At 70.0% G+C, this 20,088-nt stretch carries 15 protein-coding genes; 3 read left to right on the forward strand and 12 right to left on the reverse strand.

All coding sequences use genetic code 11. The annotated features are described in order from the left end of the window. Window positions 1-104: 104 nt before the first annotated feature. The 3 genes from FHR38_RS07885 to FHR38_RS07895 all read right to left on the reverse strand — a co-directional run bounded on the left by FHR38_RS07885 (window position 105) and on the right by FHR38_RS07895 (window position 3,117). Window positions 105-761, reverse strand: coding sequence for a response regulator transcription factor (locus FHR38_RS07885; RefSeq protein ID WP_184534051.1), 657 nt, complete (start codon window positions 759-761; stop codon window positions 105-107). Continuing rightward, complete coding sequence (locus FHR38_RS07890; protein WP_184534052.1) at window positions 758-2,086, reverse strand: sensor histidine kinase; 1,329 nt, start codon at window positions 2,084-2,086, stop codon at window positions 758-760. Before FHR38_RS07890 ends, FHR38_RS07885 begins: the two co-directional genes overlap by 4 nt. Window positions 2,087-2,148: 62 nt before the next feature. Continuing rightward, window positions 2,149-3,117: a helix-turn-helix domain-containing protein gene (locus FHR38_RS07895; RefSeq protein ID WP_184534053.1), complete on the reverse strand. Its 969-nt coding sequence runs from the start codon at window positions 3,115-3,117 to the stop codon at window positions 2,149-2,151. A 143-nt stretch (window positions 3,118-3,260) separates the two neighbouring features. On the opposite strand from FHR38_RS07895, the gene FHR38_RS07900 reads away from it, so the two are divergent. Next, window positions 3,261-7,034 (forward strand): S8 family serine peptidase, encoded by a 3,774-nt coding sequence (locus FHR38_RS07900; protein WP_184534054.1) that lies wholly within the window; start codon window positions 3,261-3,263, stop codon window positions 7,032-7,034. A gap of 37 nt (window positions 7,035-7,071) precedes the next feature. On the opposite strand, the gene FHR38_RS07905 is transcribed toward FHR38_RS07900, so the two are convergent. From FHR38_RS07905 to FHR38_RS07920, 4 genes are all read right to left on the reverse strand, one after another. After that, window positions 7,072-8,070 carry an RNA methyltransferase gene (locus tag FHR38_RS07905; RefSeq protein WP_184534055.1) on the reverse strand — a complete coding sequence of 333 codons (999 nt, stop codon included), beginning with the start codon at window positions 8,068-8,070 and terminating at the stop codon, window positions 7,072-7,074. Window positions 8,071-8,201: 131 nt separating this feature from the next. Continuing rightward, complete coding sequence (locus tag FHR38_RS07910) at window positions 8,202-8,609, reverse strand: hypothetical protein (protein WP_184534056.1); 408 nt, start codon at window positions 8,607-8,609, stop codon at window positions 8,202-8,204. Continuing rightward, the gene (locus tag FHR38_RS07915; protein ID WP_184534057.1) at window positions 8,606-9,067 is read right to left on the reverse strand and encodes a hypothetical protein; all 462 of its coding nucleotides are present in this window, start codon (window positions 9,065-9,067) and stop codon (window positions 8,606-8,608) included. Before FHR38_RS07915 ends, FHR38_RS07910 begins: the two co-directional genes overlap by 4 nt. A 291-nt stretch (window positions 9,068-9,358) precedes the next feature. Then, entirely contained in the window at window positions 9,359-10,414 is a 1,056-nt protein-coding gene (locus tag FHR38_RS07920; RefSeq protein ID WP_184534058.1) for a winged helix DNA-binding domain-containing protein, read from the reverse strand. A 202-nt stretch (window positions 10,415-10,616) separates the two neighbouring features. Between FHR38_RS07920 and FHR38_RS07925 the strand changes: the two genes are divergently transcribed. Together FHR38_RS07925 and FHR38_RS07930 are read left to right on the forward strand one after the other, a co-directional pair. Then, complete coding sequence (locus FHR38_RS07925) at window positions 10,617-11,576, forward strand: TIGR03557 family F420-dependent LLM class oxidoreductase (RefSeq protein ID WP_184534059.1); 960 nt, start codon at window positions 10,617-10,619, stop codon at window positions 11,574-11,576. Between the two features lie 31 nt (window positions 11,577-11,607). Beyond that, entirely contained in the window at window positions 11,608-12,747 is a 1,140-nt protein-coding gene (locus FHR38_RS07930) for an L-dopachrome tautomerase-related protein (RefSeq protein ID WP_184534060.1), read from the forward strand. A gap of 48 nt (window positions 12,748-12,795) precedes the next feature. Here the strand turns inward: FHR38_RS07930 and FHR38_RS07935 are convergent, their stop codons facing one another. From FHR38_RS07935 to FHR38_RS07955, 5 genes are all read right to left on the reverse strand, one after another. Next, window positions 12,796-13,455 (reverse strand): response regulator, encoded by a 660-nt coding sequence (locus FHR38_RS07935; protein WP_184534061.1) that lies wholly within the window; start codon window positions 13,453-13,455, stop codon window positions 12,796-12,798. Continuing rightward, complete coding sequence (locus FHR38_RS07940) at window positions 13,452-14,606, reverse strand: sensor histidine kinase (protein ID WP_184534062.1); 1,155 nt, start codon at window positions 14,604-14,606, stop codon at window positions 13,452-13,454. The genes FHR38_RS07935 and FHR38_RS07940 overlap by 4 nt, the downstream gene beginning before the upstream one ends. Beyond that, window positions 14,603-15,436 (reverse strand): CPBP family intramembrane glutamic endopeptidase, encoded by an 834-nt coding sequence (locus FHR38_RS07945; RefSeq protein WP_184534063.1) that lies wholly within the window; start codon window positions 15,434-15,436, stop codon window positions 14,603-14,605. The genes FHR38_RS07940 and FHR38_RS07945 overlap by 4 nt, the downstream gene beginning before the upstream one ends. A 185-nt stretch (window positions 15,437-15,621) precedes the next feature. Then, window positions 15,622-17,766, reverse strand: coding sequence for a DUF262 domain-containing protein (locus FHR38_RS07950; RefSeq protein WP_184534064.1), 2,145 nt, complete (start codon window positions 17,764-17,766; stop codon window positions 15,622-15,624). A 31-nt stretch (window positions 17,767-17,797) separates the two neighbouring features. Beyond that, window positions 17,798-19,942 carry a UvrD-helicase domain-containing protein gene (locus FHR38_RS07955; RefSeq protein ID WP_184534065.1) on the reverse strand — a complete coding sequence of 715 codons (2,145 nt, stop codon included), beginning with the start codon at window positions 19,940-19,942 and terminating at the stop codon, window positions 17,798-17,800. Window positions 19,943-20,088: the final 146 nt, after the last annotated feature.

Genomic DNA, 20,088 nt, shown 5'->3' on the forward strand with positions numbered 1-20,088 from the left:
GGTGGCGGTTCGTCCACTGCCACCATCGCGAGCGGCGCCGCGATCCGACTCCCGCACCGGGGTGAACCCGCTCCTCCGACAGAGGGAGAGCTGGATGCCTTGCCTCAGCCGGCGGCCGGTGTGACGAAGCCCGACTCGTATGCGGCGATCACCGCCTGCGTACGGTCCCGGGCCCCGAGCTTCGCCAGCACATTGCCGACGTGGGTCTTGACCGTCTCCACCCCCACCACCAGCTCCGCCGCGATCTCCGAATTGGACAGTCCGACGGCCATCAGGCGAAGCACCTCCGCCTCCCGCTCGGTCAGTCGCGCCCGGCGTAACCCGTCGCACCCACCTGACGGGCCGTACGCGGTGGCGAGTCGGCGGATCGCCGCGGGAAAGAGCAGTGAGTCACTGCGGGCCACCACCCGGACCGCCTCGACCACCTCGGTCGGGCGGGCCCGTTTGAGCAGGAAGCCGCTGGCCCCGGCGCGGAGCGCGTCGTAGACGTACTCGTCGTTCTCGAACGTGGTGACGACCAGCACCCGGGGTGGCTCGGCGACGGTGGCCAGCAGGTGCCGGGTGGCCTGGATGCCGTCGATGGCCGGCATCCGCACGTCCATCAGCACCACGTCGGGACGGAACCTGGCGACCAGGGGCGGCACCTCGGCCCCGTCGGCGGCCTCCCCGACCACGGTCAGGTCGGGCTGGGCGTCGATGATGGCACGCAGCCCGATCCGGACCAGCTCGTCGTCGTCGACGATCAGCACGGTGGTGGTCACGGCAGCTCCTTCGGGTGGTCGTCCGGTCGTACCGCCGGCAGGTGCGCGGCGACCCGCCAGTGCCCGTCGTCAGGGCCGGCAGCAAGCCGGCCGCCGAGCAGCAGGACCCGCTCGCGCATACCGGTCAGGCCCCGGCCCTGCCGCCGGGGACCGGGCACCGTGTACGGCTCGGGCACGGTGTTGACCAGGTCGATCTCCACCCCGGCGGCCCGTACGCCGATCCGCAGGGTCACCGACTGCCGGTCGCCGTGTCGGGCGGCGTTGGTCAGTCCCTCCTGCACTATCCGGTAGCCCTCGCGGGAGACCACCCCCGGCAGGGTGTCGACGGCCCCGGTCAGCTCGACCGTGACCGGCAATCCGGCGGCCCTACCGGCGGCGACCAGCTCGTCGAGATCCGCCAACGTACGCTGCGGGGCCCGGCCGACCGTCTCCCGGCCCGACACCTCACGCCCCCGGCCCGACACCTCACCATCCCGGCCCGACACCTCGTCGTCTCGTTCGCGGAGCAGGCCGAGCACATGGTCCAGATCTGCCGTGGCGCGCCGACTGGTCTCCTCGATGGCGTGCAGTGCCCGGCGGACGAACTCCGGATCCTGGTCGAAGAGTTCCCGGGCCGCCCCGGCCTGGAGTGTCGCCACGGTGAGGGCGTGCCCGACCGAGTCATGCAGTTCCCGGGCCAACCGGTTCCGTTCGGCGAGCTGCGCGGCCCGCGCTTCGAGTACGGCGATCCGCTCGGTCTGCGACGGACCGAGCAGGGCCGGTGCCATCATCGCGGCCAACGCGCCCAGTCCGGCGACGAGGTAACCCAACCCGACCAGCAGTACGACCCCGAGCAGGGTGAGCCAACCGGTGTCGTGCTCGTCGAGCGGGCCGAGGCGCAGACCGTCGATCGCCGAGGGGGCGATCCCGAACTGCTGCGCCACGAAGATCAATGCCATCGGCACGGCGATCAGCAGCCCGAGGCCGACCACCCCACCGGTGGCCAGGTGCACGACGAACCAGAGCGCGGAACGCAGTCGGGTCTCCCGATCGATGCCGGGGCCGGCGGCCGGCACGGGCAGGTCGACGCCGAGCAGGGACCGTACCGCCGCGATCTCCAATGCCCGGGTGCCGCCCAGGAAGGGTGGCACCCCGACGATCACCACCGACACCGCCATCAGCAGCGCCAGCGCCGGCCGGGGCACGTGCGGTTCGGCGAACATGTTGACGAAGGCGGCGGCCAGCAGCACGTACGGCAGCAGGATCACCCCGCCGAGCAGCAGGAAGACCCCCCGACGATAGGTGTCCACCCGGATCAGCGGGGTCAGGACCGTTCGCCGGATCATCCGCCAATGATGCCCTCCGCCACCCCAGCGGCCACCGGGATGGTCAGCGACGGGCCGGGCGGTCAGAGCCAGCCCCGTTCCCGGGCCTGCCAACCGAGTTGCAGTCGGGATCGGGAACCGGTGCGCTCCATCAACCCCTGTACCCGACGTACGACGGTCCGCCGGCTGATGCCGAGCCGGCTACCGGCCGCCTCGTCGGTGAGGCCGGCTACCAGCAGCGACAGCAGGTGCTGGTCCTCGGCGGAGATCGCCTCGGCACTGGTCAGCCCGGCCACGCCGGTCACCGACAGCGGGGTGCCCTGCGCCCACACCGTCTCGAAGAGCGCGACCAGGGCGTCCAGCAGTCCACAGGGGTGGACCAGCAGGGCGGTGTCATGCGCCGACGAGGTCCAGGCCAGCGGCAACAGGGCCAACTCCCGGTCGGCGACGGCCAGTTTGGTCGGTAGCGTGTCGACGATCCGGGCCTGCTCGCCGGAGCGGATGTGGGTGGCCACGCTGGCCGCGAACTCCACGTCCGCCAGGGCGGTGGCGTCGTACACGGCCCGGTAGGTGACGCCGGCCGCCTCCCGGTCCAGTTGGGTCGGGTTGACCTCCTTGGGCACCGCGTACGGCGGCGCGACGAGCACCCGCATCTCCTCGCGGGCGGTCCGTTGCACCCGGTGGAAGGCCCGGCCCACGGCGGCCCGACCGGACACTATCTCGATCAGCTCCTCGGTCCGCCGGTCCGCCGACCGGTTGCTGACCTCGGCCGCCAGCCGGTGTGCCGCCTCCCGGGTCCGGTCCAGTTCGGCGTACCGACGTTGGACGAACTGTTCGACGGCCAGGTCCGGTGGCACCGGCACGATCCGCTCCTGCGGTGGCGGCGTACGGTGCAGGAATCCCTCGCGTTCCAGGGTGGCGACGGCCCGCCGTACCTGGGGCACGGTGAGCCCGACCCGGTCGGCGAGTTGCGCCACCGGGGCGGCCCCGTGGCGGACCAGCACCAGATAGGTGGCCTCCTCCGCCGCGCTCAGTCCCACCGTTCTCAGCACGACTGCCCACTCCGAGACGCCTGCGATCGGGCACCTGGCGCAAGTGCGTCATGGCGCAGCTGCGCTGGCCCGAGATCCTTTACCCCCATGGTCACGAAATGTGACGCTGCTCGGTACCTGACCAGCACGTCAAGGGGTTATTCGTGTCCAAGAAGTTGCGCAGCGTAATAGCTGTCGCGGTATCCGTCGCCGCCGCGGTCTCTGCCACCGGCATGCCGGCAAACGCCCAGCCAGCCGGTGGCGCAACGGTGCCACCGCCGTCCGCCGGACCGGCTGCGGCCGTACACACGGTCACGCTGATCACCGGCGACGTGGTCAAGCTCACCACCTTTCCGGACGGTCGGCAGGTCGCCGAGGTCGACCACGACAGCGCTATCCGCAGCCGTGGCTTCCAACTGTCCGAACACGACGGCGACGTCTATGTCACCCCGGACGAGGCGCTGCCCTACGTGACCTCCGGGCGACTCGACCCGGCGCTGTTCAACATCACCGACCTGGTGGCCGACGGCTACCACGACGCGGCCCGCTCGACGTTGCCGCTGCTCGTCACCGGCACCCCGGGGGCACCGGGCGCGCGGGCCGCCGTGCCGTCGGCCCCGGCCGGCACCACCCGTACGCGGGAACTGTCCAGCATCGGCGCGGTGGCGGTGACCGGGGAGAAGGCCAACGCCCGCGACCTCTGGTCGGCGATCGTCCCCGACCAGCCGGCCCCGGTTGCCAGCGCGCAGACGTTCGCCGCCGGGGTGGGCCGGATCTGGCTGGACCGGCAGGTGCGGGCCGACCTGACCCGCAGCGTCGGGCAGATCGGCGCGCCCACCGCGTGGAAGTCCGGCTACGACGGCAAGGGCGTCAAGGTCGCCGTCCTGGACACCGGCTACGACCCGGGCCACCCGGACCTGGCTGGCCGGGTGACCACGGCGGCGAACTTCACCACCGACCCGGACGCTACCGACGGCTCCGGTCACGGTACGCACGTCGCCGCCACCATCGCCGGCAGCGGCAGGGCCGGACGCCTCGGCGGCAAGGGCGTCGCCCCGGGCGCGGAACTGCTGGTCGGCAAGGTCCTCGGTGGCAGCGGCACGGGCGATCTGTCCTGGGTGATCGCCGGCATGGAGTGGGCGGTCGAGCAGGGTGCCCGGGTGGTCAACGTCAGCCTCGGTGCGGAGGCGTTCGAGGGGCCCGACCCGCTCACCGAGGCGGTCGACACGCTGACCTCCCGTACCGGTGCGTTGTTCGTGGTCAGCGCCGGCAACACCGGCCCCGGCCTACAGACGATCGGCACGCCCGGCACGGCGGACCGCGCGCTGACCGTCGGCGCGGTCTCCGGAAAGGACCAGACCGCCGACTTCTCCAGCCGGGGACCGCGCCTCGGCGACGGCGCGATCAAGCCGGAGATCACCGCCCCCGGGGTGAGCATCATCGCCGCCCGCGCCGCCGGTACCGCCCTCGGTGAGATCGCCGACAACTCGTACACGGCGATGTCCGGCACCTCCATGGCGGCCCCGCACGTGGCCGGCGCGGCGGCGCTGCTCGCCCAGCGGCACCCGGACTGGCGGGCCGACCAGCTCAAGGCCGCCCTGGTCAGCAGCGCCAAGCCGGCCGACGCGTCGGTCTGGGAGCAGGGCGCCGGCCGGGTGGACGTACCGGCCGCGCTCGGCCAGGAGATCGGTGTGGACGTCGCCTCCGTGTCGTTGGGGAAGATCCCGGCCGGCTCGCCCGCCCGCACCACCAAGGTCACCTATCGCAACTCCGGTCGCCGGGCCGTCACCGTCGACCTGGCCGCGCAGGCCAGCGAGGTGGGGGCCACCGCCCGCCGGGCCGCGCTGACCGTCACCCCGGCCCGGCTCACCATCCCCGCCGGGGGCGCGGCCACCGCCACCGTACGGCTGAACACCGCCGCCACCACCCCCAACCTGTACGCCGGGCTGCTGACCGCCCGCAGCGGCGGTCGGCAACTGCGTACCCCGATCGGTTTCCACCTGACTCCCCCGACCCACACCCTGACCATCGAGGGGGTCGACCGGGACGGTCGGGCACCACATGGCTTCAGCAGCCGGGCCGAACTGTGGAACCTGGACAGTGGCGAGAGCTACTACGCCCACCTGCGCAACGGGGTGCCGGCCACCGTCGAGGTGCCCGCCGGGCGGTACGCGGTGCTGACCTACCTGCTCAGCGTCGACGCCGTCGAGGACGCCAAGGACGTCACGGTGCTCGGCGACCCGGAGCTGACCGTCACCGGCGACCGGACCCTGCGCTACGACGCGCGCACCGCCAAGGAACTGGTCATCGACACCCCGGATCCGACCACGATGACCAAACTGGGGCTGAGCTGGCAGCGCACCGCCGGCAACCGGTCCCGGATCAGCGGCATGTCGTACAACCCGAACCAGGTGCGCCGCGCGTACGTCGCGGCGACCCGACCGGTGTCGGTGGGCACCTTCCAGTTCTTCACCCGGTGGGACCTGACCGCGCCGCCGCTGACCGCTACGGTCACCGGCTCACACGACACCATGCTGCGGGATGCGCTCCTGCTCGACGACGCACCCGCCCTGGACGGCCGACACAGTCTGCGGCTGGTGGACGGCGGCAACGGCACTCCCGAGGAGTTGACCAAGGTCGGTGCCCGGGACGCGGCGGTGCTGCTCCGGGCGGTCAACGGCGAACCGGTCGAGGAGCGGCTCCGGGCTGCCGGCGCGGCCGGTGCCCGGGTGGTGCTCCTCGCCCCGGACACCCCGGACCGCCTCTTCGCCTCCGGGTTCGGCGCGTCGGCCCCGGCGTACGCCATCAGCCACGACGACGGTCGCCGGCTGCGTGACCGGCTGGGCAGGGGCGCGACGACGATCACGCTAACCGGAACAGCCCACTCCCCCTACCAGTACGACCTGCTGCTCACCGACCCGAAGCGGGTGCCCGCCGATCCGCACTACACGGCGAAGGAGCTGCGGCTGGCCGCTGTGGACACCGAGTTCCACGAGCACGCGCCGGGGATGCGGATCCAGGAGTCGCGGGCCGGCTACCCGACCGGGGTGAGCACGGCGTTCTCGTTCAGCCGGGTGGTCACCGAGGCGCGTCGGCGTACCGACTGGGTCAACACCCAGGACGTCACCTGGCAGAGCACCGCGGTCATCAACTCGATCGGCCCCGGCCAGCAGGCGGGTGCCATGTTCGGCCCACGGCGCGCATTCAAGCCCGGTGACCGGGTCCGCGAGGTGTGGTTCCCGGCGCTGACCCGTCCGGCGATGCCGCAGACCCTGGCCAGCTACGCGTACGGCGTGCCGGCGAACCGGGCGCACGACGTGATCCGGGTGGCCGTGCCTCAGTACGCCAACGGCGACGGCAGCCAGTACGGCTGGGTCGACGGCCGCTCCGACCGGAGCCGGTTGATGCTGCGCCGGGGCGGCAGGGTCGTCGGCGACAGCACCGCCTCGTCGGCGCAGTTCGTGGTGCCGGGCGGGTCGGCCGAATACCGGCTCACCCTGGACGTACAGCGGGACAGGTTCGACGGTCCGGCCTGGTGGACCACCTCCACCGCGACCTCGACGACGTGGACGTTCCGTTCCAAGCGGCCCAAGGGCCAACAGCCGAGCGTGCTACCGCTGCTCCAGGTCGGCTACGACATCGACACCGACCTGACCAACGCGGTCCGCGCCGACCGGCCGTACCCGCTGGTGCTGCACCCCGGTTACCAGCCCGGTGCCACCGGCCGGGGACGGTTCGGCGTCGAGGTCGCGGTGTCGTACGACGACGGGGCGACCTGGCGAAAGGTGTCGACCCTGGGCGGCGACACGGTCACCGCGACCATGCCGGCGGCACCGGCCGGGGCGCAGTTCGCCACCATCCGGGTCACCGCTCGGGATCGGGACGGCAACCGGATCGAGCAGACGGTCACGCGGGCCTGGAAGGTGACCGCCCGCTGATCGACATACCAGTGGTCCCGCCCGGTCCCGGGGTCGATCAGGATCGCTGGCCCACCGGCCCTGGGCCGGACGGGAACGCTGCCCTACCGGTCCCGGGTAGGGCAGCGTTCCCCGTATCGTTCCGGTTCGAACGGGACCGCTGTCGTACCGCTTCGTAGAGCACGACGGTGGCGGCCGTCGCGGCGTTCAGGGAACTGGCCGCACCGGTGATCGGGATGCGGACCATCCGGTGGCAGGCCTGCCGCCAGGCGGAGCTGAGCCCATGGGTCTCGTTGCCGATCAGCACGATCCGCGGGCCGGTGAGATCCTGGTCGGCGACCTCCACCTCGCCGTGCTCGTCCGTTCCGACGATCTTGATGGAGGGGTGCCGGTCGGCGAGCGAGTCGACCCAGTCCAGCACCTCCCGGTGTCCGGGCACCCGGACGACCGGTACGGCGAAGAGCGAGCCGGTGCTCGCCCGTACCGCCTTCGGGTCGTACGGGTCGGCGGCGTGGCCGGTGATGATCACGCCGGAGGCACCGAACGCGTCGGCCGACCGGACGAGCGTCCCGATGTTGCCGGGGGTGGTCGGCCGGTCGAAGACGACCACCAGCAGGTCGTCACCGTCGCCGGTCCGCCCCGGCGAGCGCCCAGTGGGGATCGTCCTACCGGTGGTCGTCCCGCCGCTGGCCGTCGTACCGGTGGTCGTCCTACCGGTAGTTATCCGGTTCAGTTGGTCCGGGGGCTGGGCGACGACCGCCACCAGCTCCGGACGTTCCTCGTCCTTGCCGCCGAGTTCGGCCAGCAGCTCCGGGTCCATCGCCACCCGGGTGACGCCGACCCGGTCGAGCAGGTCCCGTGCCCACCGGGACAGTTGTCGACCGTCCGGATAGAGCAGGGTGCGAACGTGCCAGCCGTGCTCGACGGCCAGGGTGATCGGCCGTACGCCCTGTACCAGAAACTCCCCGGCTCGCTGCCGCTTGGTGCGGTTGGTCAGCAACGCCTGCCACTGCTGAAAGCTCGCATTCCGGGTACTGACCCGCAGTGTCCTCGACACGTCGCCGCGGCGCTCCTCTCGTACCGTCGCGCGGGGCCTCGTACCGTCGCGCGGGGCCGGCTGGCGCAGCGGGTCGGACCCGGCACCGGTCGGATGCCGACCACCGGGGCCAGTCAACCATCCCGCGACGGTCAGGTGTGATGGTCCCGGTGCACCGAGGGATCGCTGCTGGCAACGATCCGCCGCAGCTCCTCGATCGTCACGTCCGGGGTGAGGATCGCCGACCGCCACCGGCGGATCACCATGGTCATCTCATGTACGGCGGCCCGCAGCTCGCTGATCTCGCTGTTGGCGGCTATCGCCTGCTGACGGGCCCGAGCCGTCTCGGCTTCGAGGTCGGCCACCCGGGCCCGTAGCGGGTCGATCAGGGTCAGGGCGGTGTCGGTCAGTACGTCTGCGGTGTCGGCCTTGAACTTGCGGCGCTGGGTGACCACGGTGGCCACCGCCGCGATCCCCCCGGTGCCTCCGAGCACCGCGACCGTGGTCATCAGTGTCTGCACCCAGATGGGGCCGGATGGGGCGGATTCTGCCCCGATCATGGGTCATCTCCTTCCACGAGCAACTCCACTTCGGCGAGCACGTTCTGCTCGCTGGCGTTGGTCAGTTTGCGCAGGTCACGCAGGATTTGCAGGGATCGCCACAGGGACGAGACGGCGACCGCGCCGATGAAGGCACCGGCGACCAGCGCCGGCCGGCCGCTGACGATGAAGACCGCGATGGAGTACATGGCGGTGGTGGTGCCGAGCAGGACCATCGCGCCGAGTTCGATCCCGATCCCGGTCACCAGATGGCCGGGCCAGGTGATCCCGAGTAGACCGCCCACACCGACGAGGACCAGGCCAAGCTCCCAGGTCGCCTGGACGAAGGGTGGCATGGCGATGTTGATCGACGGCGGCTGGATGTCGGTGACGATCAACAGGATGCCGCAGAGCAGCGCGGCGACGAGCACCATGATCTCGAACGGGTGCCGACCAGAGACGATCTGGACAGGACGCATCAGTGTGCCCGCCGATCACGGATCGAGTGCTGGATCATCCCATCGTCCTCTCCGGCCAGCGCCGCTACGGCGGTGTTCCGGAGCTGGTCTCACGCGCTCACGCGGTGGGTGTCGTCCCGAGATGCGGCGGCCATCATCGGAATCGAGAGCCGCGGTTATCTCCTCACCACAGTGATAGCACCCTGGACAATCACCCGTCTACGGTCCGGACGTGCCACAAATTTCCTGGTCAACGCCATGATCGCCTGAAGCTTGGTGGGGTTGGGCGGTGCTATCGGCCGGCTCGGACGCCTAGGGCAGTGCGGCGTAGCGTTCGTGGATCGCCTCGGTCATCTCGCCGGAGAACGACTCGAAGGGTGTCGCCGCCAGGGTCCGTTTCGCTCCCCGGCCCGTCTGCTTCCAGGTGCCGACGACCTGACCGTCGCTGACCACCGTAGATCGGAACACTCCGTTGCCGCCGGGAACAATCTGCGGCGCGTACTCGCTCCGCAACATCGCACTACGGTCCAGGTAGCCGAGGATGAACTCGTCGAAGCCGGGCAGCAGGAACAGCCCACTCGCCTCGGATCGGGCGGCGGCGAGCAGATCCGGCGTACCGGGATCGAGGAAGTGCTCGACGCCGTCGACGCTGAGACGGTCGAGGTACGGCGCGGCGAGCGCGAGCCCGGCCCGGACGTCGGCCGCCACGAGATTGGTCCACCTCGCGAAGTCCTTGGCGGTGGCGGGGCCGTGGCTCTGGAAGTAGCGCCGGGCCAGCTCGCCCAGCGCCTCGTCGCGCTCCAGGCGGCGTGGCTGGGGGATCCACTCGTCGACGAGGACGATCATCTGCTCGCCGTCGCGTACCGGGCCGAAGCAGAGGGTTCCGGTCTGCGCCAGCTGCCACAGCATGTGGTAGCCCCGCTGGCCTTCGGTGACCAGTCCCCCCGCCCGCCATGCGGCGAGCAGGTCGTCCCGTCGTAGCTGCCGACCGCCGGTCAACGCCTCGGCGGCCAACTCGCGGGCCCGTTCGAAGGTGGCGGTGTCGAGGTCGAGTTGGGCACGGCGGGCCGCCGCGCCGGCTATCACCCGGGGTGTCAACAACTCCAGCAGCCAGGACAGGTCCTCGGCCGGTACGACGTGCAGGGTGCCGCGCATCGGCCACGACTTGACGATCTCGCCAGCACTGAAGGCGGCCTCGACGGATGCCCGACTGTTGGCGGCGCTACGTAGGGCGATCGAGGTGAGCACCCCGGGGTAGTCCTGCGCCTGGAGAGCCGTCATCCAGCGGACCACCTCGCTCGCGCCGGCCAGGCGGGGACCGGCGATCCGCTGTGCCACCAGCCTGAGCAGCGCGACCTGGTTGGACATGCGACCCCTTCCCCCGTGTTCCGTACCGCGCGCAGCCTATGCCGGGGGTACGAGAGAAGCGGGCGTGGGTCACGCCGCGGGGCGGATCGCGGCGTGGTGCGGGCGGATCACGGCGTGGTGCGAGGTTTGCCGGGCTAGGGGATGGGAAGGGACAAAGCTAGCGGAAGGGAAAGAGCCGCATGAGTCGGCGGGAAGGGACGGCATGCGAATCGGTTACAAGCTCGCGGCAGAGGGGTTCGGACCAACGGAACTCATCCGCCAGGCGGTCCGAGCCGAGCAGGCCGGCTTCGACTTCGTGGAGATCAGCGACCACTACCATCCCTGGCTCGACGTACAGGGGCATTCACCGTTCGCCTGGACGGTGCTCGGGGCGATCGCGGCGCGTACCGATCGAATCGGCCTGGCCACCGGGGTGACCTGCCCGACGGTGCGCTACCACCCGGCGATCATCGCCCAGGCCGCAGCGACCCTGGCGATCGTCTCCAACGACCGGTTCGTCCTCGGCGTCGGCTCCGGGGAACGGCTCAACGAACACGTCGTCGGGCAGGGTTTTCCGAACGCTTCCGGCCGGCACGAGCTGCTCCGGGAGGCGCTGGAGATCATCCGGCGGCTCTGGTCCGGCGGATACCAGTCGTACGAGGGCAAGCATCTGCGTCTGGAGGACGCCCGGGTGTTCGACCTGCCCGACCGGCTGCCGTTGATCGCGGTTGCCGCCAGCGGACCGGCCTCGGTCAAGCTGGCCGCCGAGTTCGGTGACGGGCTCTTCGCCACCGAGCCCAAGCCCGACCTGGTCGACAACTACCGTGCCGCTGGCGGCACCGGCCCCCGGTACGCCGAGGTCGCGGTGGCCTGGGCCCCGGACGAGGAGCAGGCCGTACGGGCGGCCTGGGAAACGAGCCGGTGGTCGGTGACCGGGTGGAAGGTGATGAGCGAGCTACCCAACCCGGTCAACTTCGACGCCGCGTCCCGGACCGTCACCGACGACGACATCCGGCAACAGTTCGCGGTGGGTCCCGACGTCGAACGGCACGTGCAGGCGGTGCGGAAGTACGCCGAGGCCGGCTTCGACCATCTCGTCCTACAGAACGCCGGCCCCGACCCGGACGGGTTCATCGACTTCTTCGAGCGCGAACTCGCCGACCGGCTACGGGCCCTCGCATGACCGGCCCGACGACCGTGTCGCGGACACTGGCATGACCGGCCCGGCAGCCAACGCTGAGACCGGTCCTGGTGCGACCGGTCCGGCGACCGACGAGCCGGTCGGCAGCCTCGAACTCGTACACGCCTTCGACGGTGCGATGCCGACCGGGGTCAGTGTCTCGCACACCGGCCGGATCTTCGTCAACTTCCCGAAGTGGGGCGACGAGGTGCCGGCGACCGTGGTCGAGCTGCGCGACGGCCGCGAAATCGCCTTCCCCGACGAACGATGGAACTCCCCGACCTCGGACGACGACGCCGACGCGCTCGTCTCGGTGCAGAGCATCGTCGTCGATCCCGCCGACCGGCTCTGGATCCTGGACACCGGCAGTCCGATGTTCCAGCCCACCCGCCCCGGTGGGCCGAAACTGGTCTGCGTGGACCTCGGCACCGACACCGTGGCCCAGGTCATCACCTTCCCGCCGGACGTGGCACTGGAGACGACGTACCTCAACGACGTCCGCTTCGACCTGCGTCGCGGGCCAGCCGGGGTCGCCTACATCACCGACTCGGCCGACTCCGGCCCGAACGGCATCATCGTCGTGGACCTGGCCTCCGGCGAGTCCTGGCGACGCCTGCACGAGCACCCGTCGACCAAGGCCGAGCCGCTGTCGACGTTCCGCCCGGTGGTCGAGGGCCGACCGTTCCTGGAACGCCCCGCCGACGGCCCGCCGAAACCGGTGACCATGGGTTCCGACGGTATCGCCATCGCCGCCGACGGCTCCCGGTTGTACTACTGCCCGCTCGCCTCCCGCCACTGGTACAGCGTCGCCACCGACGCGCTGGCCGACCGGTCGGTCGCCGACGCCGAGGTCGCCACCACCGTGGTCGACGAGGGCGACAAGGGCGGTGGCGCGGACGGACTGGAGACCGACGACGCCGGCCGCCTCTACCTGACCTCGTACGAGCACAACGCCGTCGTGCGCCGGCGACCCGATGGGGAGTACGAGACGGTGGTGCACGATCCACGGCTGCTCTGGCCGGACACCATGTCGGTCGCCGCCGACCGGCACCTCTACGTCACCGCGAACCAACTGCACCGGCAGGCCAAGTACCAGCGGGGACAGGACCTACGAAGCAAGCCGTACGCACTGTTCCGTACCCGCATCGACGCCGGCCCGGTCCTACTGCGCTGACTCCTGGGCGGTTACCAGGAGCGCACGTGAGCGCGAGCGCATGACGCCTCAGGTCACCAGGCCGCGCCGGTAGGCGTAGACCACCGCCTGCACGCGGTCACGCAGGTCGAGCTTGGTCAGGATGCGCGACACGTACGTCTTGACGGTCTCCTGGCTGATCACCAGCGTCGCCGCGATCTCGCTGTTGGAGAGGCCGTCGGCGATCAGACGAAGAACTTCCAGTTCGCGTGGGGCCAACGGAATCTTGTCCGGTGCGCCCTCGACGGGCCGGATGCGCGCGGCGTACCTGCCCACGAGCTGGCGCGTCACCTCGGGGGCGAGCAGCGCCGCGCCGGTGGCGACGGTCCGGATGCCGTGTAGGAGCTGGGCGGGTGGCGCGTCCTTCAGCAGGAACCCGCTGGCGCCGGCACGCAGCGCCGCGTACACGTACTCGTCCAGGTTGAACGTGGTTACCACGAGAACCTTGACGGGATGCGCCACGCCGGTGCCGGCCAGCAGACGGGTTGCCTCGATACCGTCGAGCACCGGCATCCGCACGTCCATCACCACCACGTCCGGGTTCAGCCGGCCGGCGAGGTCGACTGCGGCGCGCCCGTCGCCACACTCGCCAACTGTTTCCATGTCGGGCTGGGCGTCGATGATGGTGGCGAATCCGGTACGGATGAGCGCCTGGTCGTCGCAGACCAGGACGCGGATCGGCGCGGTCATGACACGCTTCCCGCAGGGATACGGGCCTGGACGACGAAGCCCCCGTCGGGCCGCCGGCCCGCGCTGAACTCACCACCGAGCACGCCGACCCGTTCGCGGAGGCCGGCGAGGCCCCGGCCGCTCCCACCGGGTGATGCGGCGCGCGAACCCGAGCCGTCGGTGCTGACCTTCACAGTGATCTCCCTGCCGGTGTGCTGCACGTGGACCACGGTACGACTGCCGTGGGCGTACTTGAGAGCGTTTGTCAGCGCCTCCTGTACGACTCGGTAGGCCACGACCTCGGCGCTGCCAGCCGTCTCCTGGGGACGGCCCTCCTCGGTGAACTCCACCGGCTGGCCAGCCTGCCGCGTCTGCTCGACGAGGGTGTGGAGTTCGCCGACGGTCTGCGTTCGCGGCTCGGTGCCGTGGTCCGGGTTGAGCAGGTCGAGCAGGTGCCGCAGGTCGGTGATGGCCCGCCGGCCGGTGTCGGCGACCGCGGTCAGGGTCTGGTCGAGGCGGTCGGGCACGGCGGTCAGGTAGCGTGCCGACTCGGCTTGGACGACCATGGCCGTCACGTGGTGGGTCACGATGTCGTGGAGTTCACGTGCGATGCGGGTGCGTTCTGCGGCGCGGGTGGTCTCGGCGAGGTGCCGGCGGCGTTCGGCCTCGGCGACGCGGGACAGCCGCAGCCACCCCCCGGCGCCCCACGCGATGGCCAGCACCAGATAGAACGTCGCGTACTCAGCCACTGTCTCACCCGCCCCGAGTTGGTCGAGCGCGACTGCCAGCGGCACGTACGCCACGGAGGCCAGGACAGCGACGGTCCGGCGGTGACGTTCCACGTGAACGCCCGCGCTCAGCAGCGCGATGGGCAACGCGATGGTCGCCACCGTGTAGTAACCGCGGAGCTGTTCGACGGCGAAGCCGAGCGATACCAGAGCGAGACAGGCAACTGGCCACCGCCGGCGCACCGCGAGCGGAAGACACTCAAGGGCGACCGCCACGAGGGCCAGTGCGTCGAACGGGCGATTCGGCAGGTTGCCGAGCTGCGTCCCATTGTCGTTCAGCACCGGCAGGAGCGATACGACGGCGAGCAGCAGAGCGGCCGGAAGATCCCGGACCGTGACGTCACACCGACGCCACCGGTCCGGGATGCTCCGGAGGTCGATCATTTGACGAGCGTAGCGGTCGGGTCGACGCGGGCGGCGCGGCGGCGCGGCACGATGCGATCGCGGCGGCGGGCCAGCCGCATGAACACGACGGTCAGCACCACGCCGGCCAGCACCGCGTACAGGCTCGCCTCCGGCCCGAACTTGCCGCCGCTGATCAGGGTCGAACCCGAGGTCGCGGCGTCCAGCAGCCCCTTCGCCGTGTCATTGCCCGAAACCTCGGCACCGAAGATCCCGGCCAGGGCGAAGTTCCAGCCAAAATGCAGTCCGATCGGCACCCACAGGTTGCGGGTGGCGGCGTAGCAGGCGCCGAGCATGAAGCCGGCCTCGACCGCGATGGCGATCGCACCCCACAGGTTGGCGTTCGGGTTGAACAGGTGCGCCAGGCCGAAGATCGCGCCGGTCAGCATCAGGGCGATCCAGGTGCCCGTACGTTCCTCGACGATGCGGAACAGGACACCACGGAAGAGCAGTTCCTCCGTCACGGCGGCGGCGGCCATGAAGCCGAACAGCCCCAACATGCCCATCACCGACCCCATGCCGTTGACCTGGTAGTCGCCGACGAGCGCGATGTTGACGATGACGGCAACGCACATCCCGACACCGATCAGCACTCCCCGGCGGGTCGCGGCGACGGCTCCGGCCAGGGCCACCTCCGTGGGCTCGCGGCGTTCCGTCCGCCGAACCACCCACGCGTAGGTGAGCACCGCGAGCACGGCGGTGGCGATACCGAGTGGCAGCGTAAGAAGGGGAATCCCCTGCACGGCACCGACGATGTTGCCACCGACGAAGGTGACCGCGGCAACGGCCAGAAGCTGCTTCAAAAATCGCATGATGACTCTTTCGGGAGGTCTGCGGCCGGAGCGCCGCAGCTACCTAGACGCTAGAAAATCAGCCGCCCGAAATCGTCACCGCACAGTGGACATCTGCGTGTAGCTCGCACGGGGGACATGGCGATCGAGAATGGGCAGGGTTCTTCCGTTGGCCCCGCTACGTGCACGCGCCCGATTCGACTCGGTCACTGCTTTCTGATCAGCACGACCCACTCCGCAGCGGGCTCCACCACGCTCAGCTTGAACCCGGCCGCCGTTATCGCCCCGCCCAGCGGGTTGCCAGGCGCATCCCACTCACTCGGGTCGTGGGCAGCCTGCGGCACCGGAAGGTCAAGGATGTCTTCCATCTCTTCGAACCGCAGCAGCAGCGAGTCTGCTGTCTGTGCGCGCAACCAGTCGGTGAGCGGTCGATACCTACCCCCGGTGTCCTCGGGACCGGACGGTTTCGCGACAACTGGCAGGGCGTCCTTCTCGGCGGCGGCCAGCGACACCTGCGCCGCCGCGATGCTGCTCGGCGCTGGCCAGATGTCGACGACCACCTGGGCCAGCTCGTGGGTACGGGCGCGAATGAGATCGTCGTTCCACACCTCCGACGCACCGACCACCAGATCGACATTGGTCTTCAGCGTGGCGTGCTTCAGCAGTTCACTGCGCTTGCCGGTCTTGCCGAGCCCGCGTGCTTGCGCCTCCTCGTCGGTCCAGGGCCGGTTGGACAGCGCCGGGTTGAGCTTCTTGTTGACCAGGGTCAGGTTTCCCAGCGTGTGGATCAGCACATCACGCTCGGCCTCGGTGACCCCGACCACAGCGGGCCAGTGTTCCCGCCAGGCGCGGGGCATGACGTGTTCGACGGTCAGGTTGCGGGGGCATGCGCTGTGCTCGCTCTTGTCCGTACGCCGCCGGTCCTCGATCGCTTCCAGCAACATCCGAAGCCGGGCCCGAAGCAGTGACTTGTAGATGGGCATGTCCTGAAGGGCGTCGATCACCTGGATGTCGCTGGGCCAGAATCGGGAGTCCGCCTTCTGCGACTTCAGGAACCGCTCGGTCACGTCGCCGGCGAGGGCCGGCCCGGACGAGTGCAGTTCGCGCAGCAGATCCAGCATCAGGCGATTGATGTCCTTGCTGGTCAGCCGGCATATCGCCCGCCGGACCAGCCAGCTTTCCAGGGCATCGAGGGCCTTGTCCCGTTGGGCGGGTGGCAGCTCCGCCGCCGACCAGCGCAACAACCAGAGCAGGATCGGGGTCACCACCGCCGAGTCCATCGCCTGAATGACGCGGTAGTGGAAGCGGCCGACCGCCGAGTCCGCCGGCCAGGTGTCGAGCGAGGCATAGTTGTCCGCGTCGCGGGACAGCTCCGCCAGCAGCTTCTCGATGTCCGGCTGCTCGTCCATCAGGTGATCACGGAACGCTACGAAGATCCGGTCGGCCGGCACCTCGGTCCGAAGCCGCTCGATCAGCCAATAGTTGACGAAGATGTCGATGCGCGGGACGTACTGCCGGCCCCGGGAGAGCTTCTGCCGCCAGTAGTCGGTGTCCAGCTTTCGCCACTGTCGCCGGTAGAGGTCCGTGACATCGAGCTTCTGCGCCTCGGCGATCTGAAAGACGAAGTTCTTGATCAGATCCGCCGCCAACAGTGGCACGCCACGGTGGTTGAGCGTCTCGAAGATGACCTGGGCGTTGTCGCCGGGTTCGAGGTCGATGACGACGATCTTGAGATGGTCCCGCAGGGTCTGGGTCAGGGCGGTGAGCCGAGCCGCCGCCTTGGCCGGGTCACCGGTGACCTCCGCCCAATCCTCGATCACTGTCACGAAGAAGGCGTGGGCTCGGGCGACAGCGGCGTCGGCGAGCGCGGGTGGGACGGTCAGGGCGTTGTCCATGGCCGCCTGGAACGCTTCCTGGTCGCGGTCGGTCGGCCAGACCTTGAAGACCTCGTACGGCTGCGCCGCGATCTCGGGCTTGTTGCAGACCAGAACTCGCAACGCCTGGGCGTCCATGGTCGTGCCGCGCTGCTCCGTCACCCACTGGGCGGCGTCGAGCAGGAGTTGCAGGGTGGTGAGCCGCTGCTGCCCATCGATCACGTTTCGCACCAGGATGTAGCCACTCTGAACGAGCGGCTGTTCGAGCACGATGGCCCCGAGGAAGTGTGGGACGACCTTCGGGGTTCCGTAACCCACGGGCGTCTCCAGCAGCTGCTCGGCGACCCTACTGATGTCGTCCCAGAGCGGTGCCCACTGATCCTCCTCGGTCCAGACGTAGGGACGCTGGAAGAGCGGGATGACGTGCCGGACGTCAAGGCCGAAGATCTTGGCGGGGGTGAGCGTCTGCGCCTGCATGCTGTCCCTCTGCGAGTCGGGAACCGGGGGTCTAGATGGTTGCCAGGAAGGGGCTGGGGTGGCCCACGTACGAGACGTAGAGCGAGTCACGGGCGCGGGTGCAGGCGACGAAGAGCAGGCATCGCTCGCGTTGCAGGTCGTGCTGATGGGCGATCGGGTCTTCGCTGGCGGCGGTCACGGCGGCCTTGGCCGGTACGGTCGACGCGTCGACGCCGACGGCAGCGAGACAGCGGAACTCCAGGCCCTTCATCGCGTGCATGGTGCCGACGCGTACCGCATTGGTCTTGCTGGCGGTGGTGGAGCTGACCGGGATGCCGGCCGCACCGAGCTTGTCGCGGATCGCCCGCACGAGGTGGCCGTTGCGGGCCGCCACCCCGATGGCGTGCGGTTCCACCCCGCCGTCGAGCCACCGGCTGATCTGGTCGGCGAGCTGCCCGTACTCGGTGTCCCGGTCGGAGTGGGACCGCACGATGGGACGGCGACCGTGGATGGGTGATCGGTAGCCGGTCAGGCTGTCGGGCTGGTCGTCCAGCCCGGTGGGGGTGAGCCCGGTGAGCAGCCGCACCGACCAGGCCAGGATCTCCTGGGTGGTGCGGTAGTTGATGGTCAGTTTCCGGCTGCGTCCCCGGATGCCGACGCCGAGACTGCCCAGCGACACGTGGTTGTCGTAGATCCGCTGATGCGGGTCGGCGACGATGAACAGATCGTCGGGCCCGACAGCGACCGCCGCCCGGAGCAGCCGCCACTGTGCCGGGTGCAGATCCTGCCCCTCGTCGACGATGACGTGCCGGTAGGGCCGCGTCGTCCGCTCGGCGAGGAGGCGGGCCGCCTGGTCGGCGAGCTGTAGGTGGGTGTGCTGGTCACGCTGACGCAGACTGTCGGTGACCTGCCGGATCGCCTCCCACACCTGTTGGCGCTGCTCGGCACGGAGTGGGCTGCCTCGACCGTGCCGACGGGCGGCGAGGTATTCGGCCGGTTGCCGCAGCCGCTGAGCGAGGATGACGTGCTCCCATTCACGTTCCAGGAAGACCCCGGTGAACGCTCCGCCGGTGGCCTTGGCGGCAGTGTCCCAGAGCTGCCGTAACTCTCGCTGGTCGACCACGTTGGGTTGCCGGCCGAGCGCCTCGGCGACCACCCGGTAGGCGAGCCGGTCGACGTTGAGCACTTCGACCCGCTCACGGGTCGACGGATCGTCGGTGAGAGTGCCGAGTTGGCGGTCCAGGGCGTCGGCGAGGTTGCGGGTGAAGGTCGTCAGGAGGATCGAGGGTGCGGCCGGGCCGTCGTTTCGGTCGTCGGCGGCCAAGGCTCCGGCTTCGGCCCGCCGGGCGAGGAAGACGGCTCGGTGCAGCGCGGTCACCGTCTTGCCGGTGCCGGCACCGCCGGTGACCAGCGCCGGTCCGGCGTACGACGGGCGATGGGCGATCTCCCGCTGGGCCGGGTGCAGGAAGACCCGCCACGCGTCGAACGGGTGGGCCAGGATCTGGGCCAGCTCCTCCGGCCCGGAGACGAGCACGAAGCGGTCGGGGGTACGCGCGACAGCAGCGGCAAGATCGTCCGCGTCGACTTCTTCTGGCGGCGTGCCGGTGGGCAGATAGGCGCTGACCTCGTCCCACACCTGTTCCGGGCTCATTCCGGCGGCCAGCCCGGTCAACGCGTCGTACTGCGGGGTGGGCAGCAAATTGGCCAGCGCTTCCAGATGCGCCTCGGTGGTCAGCAGCCGTACGAGTGGCAAAATGTCGGCGTCGATACCGAGCCGGACCAGGTCGGCGTCCTTGACCTTGGCGAACAGCAGGGTCGGGCTTTCCTTGGCGGCCTGGCGTAGTGCGGGCTCGATGCCGTCGAGGGCCTGTTGGTTACGGACCTCAAGCACGCCGAGCGCCTGGTTGACGGTGAATCGGCGGCTGACCGCGTACGCGTTGGCATCGTCGTGCGGTAGCACTGTGAGCAGCAGAAACTCGTCACCACTGTCGGGTGCAAGGACGACTCCCCGATAGAACTGGTTGACCCGGATCGTGCGAATCCGCGAGTCTTTTGCATTGGCCAGCTTCTCAAGATGCAGGCCGGCGTGGGTGTGCTCGGCGAACTTCTCGATCGCTGCATCGACGGCTTTCTGTATGGGCTTTTGCAGCTTGGCGTAATCGGCCAGAAAATCCTTGGCGATGCCAAGCTTCGGCATACCTGTTCTCCCTTGTAGACGGTGGACTACCCTTGCTCGTCTGCGCGTCGAACCATCTACATGTTATGTCAGCCAATTGATCTTACGAATTGACCGATGACAGGCCCCCGACGCGCCGATGACATCTGGAGGCACGTACTGATGGA

It is taken from the genome of Micromonospora polyrhachis (genome assembly GCF_014203835.1).
GTDB lineage: Bacteria > Actinomycetota > Actinomycetes > Mycobacteriales > Micromonosporaceae > Micromonospora_H > Micromonospora_H polyrhachis.

What these genes read in the sequence shown, in the direction of transcription:
- FHR38_RS07935 (WP_184534061.1), bottom strand. Translation starts at nt 13,455, where the DNA reads ATGACCGCGCCGATCCGCGTCCTGGTCTGCGACGACCAGGCGCTCATC.
- FHR38_RS07940 (WP_184534062.1), bottom strand. Translation starts at nt 14,606, where the DNA reads ATGATCGACCTCCGGAGCATCCCGGACCGGTGGCGTCGGTGTGACGTC.
- FHR38_RS07910 (WP_184534056.1), bottom strand. Translation starts at nt 8,609, where the DNA reads ATGATCGGGGCAGAATCCGCCCCATCCGGCCCCATCTGGGTGCAGACA.
- FHR38_RS07930 (WP_184534060.1), top strand. Translation starts at nt 11,608, where the DNA reads ATGACCGGCCCGGCAGCCAACGCTGAGACCGGTCCTGGTGCGACCGGT.
- FHR38_RS07920 (WP_184534058.1), bottom strand. Translation starts at nt 10,414, where the DNA reads ATGTCCAACCAGGTCGCGCTGCTCAGGCTGGTGGCACAGCGGATCGCC.
- FHR38_RS07925 (WP_184534059.1), top strand. Translation starts at nt 10,617, where the DNA reads ATGCGAATCGGTTACAAGCTCGCGGCAGAGGGGTTCGGACCAACGGAA.
- FHR38_RS07955 (WP_184534065.1), bottom strand. Translation starts at nt 19,942, where the DNA reads ATGCCGAAGCTTGGCATCGCCAAGGATTTTCTGGCCGATTACGCCAAG.
- FHR38_RS07915 (WP_184534057.1), bottom strand. Translation starts at nt 9,067, where the DNA reads ATGCGTCCTGTCCAGATCGTCTCTGGTCGGCACCCGTTCGAGATCATG.
- FHR38_RS07950 (WP_184534064.1), bottom strand. Translation starts at nt 17,766, where the DNA reads ATGCAGGCGCAGACGCTCACCCCCGCCAAGATCTTCGGCCTTGACGTC.
- FHR38_RS07890 (WP_184534052.1), bottom strand. Translation starts at nt 2,086, where the DNA reads ATGATCCGGCGAACGGTCCTGACCCCGCTGATCCGGGTGGACACCTAT.
- FHR38_RS07945 (WP_184534063.1), bottom strand. Translation starts at nt 15,436, where the DNA reads ATGCGATTTTTGAAGCAGCTTCTGGCCGTTGCCGCGGTCACCTTCGTC.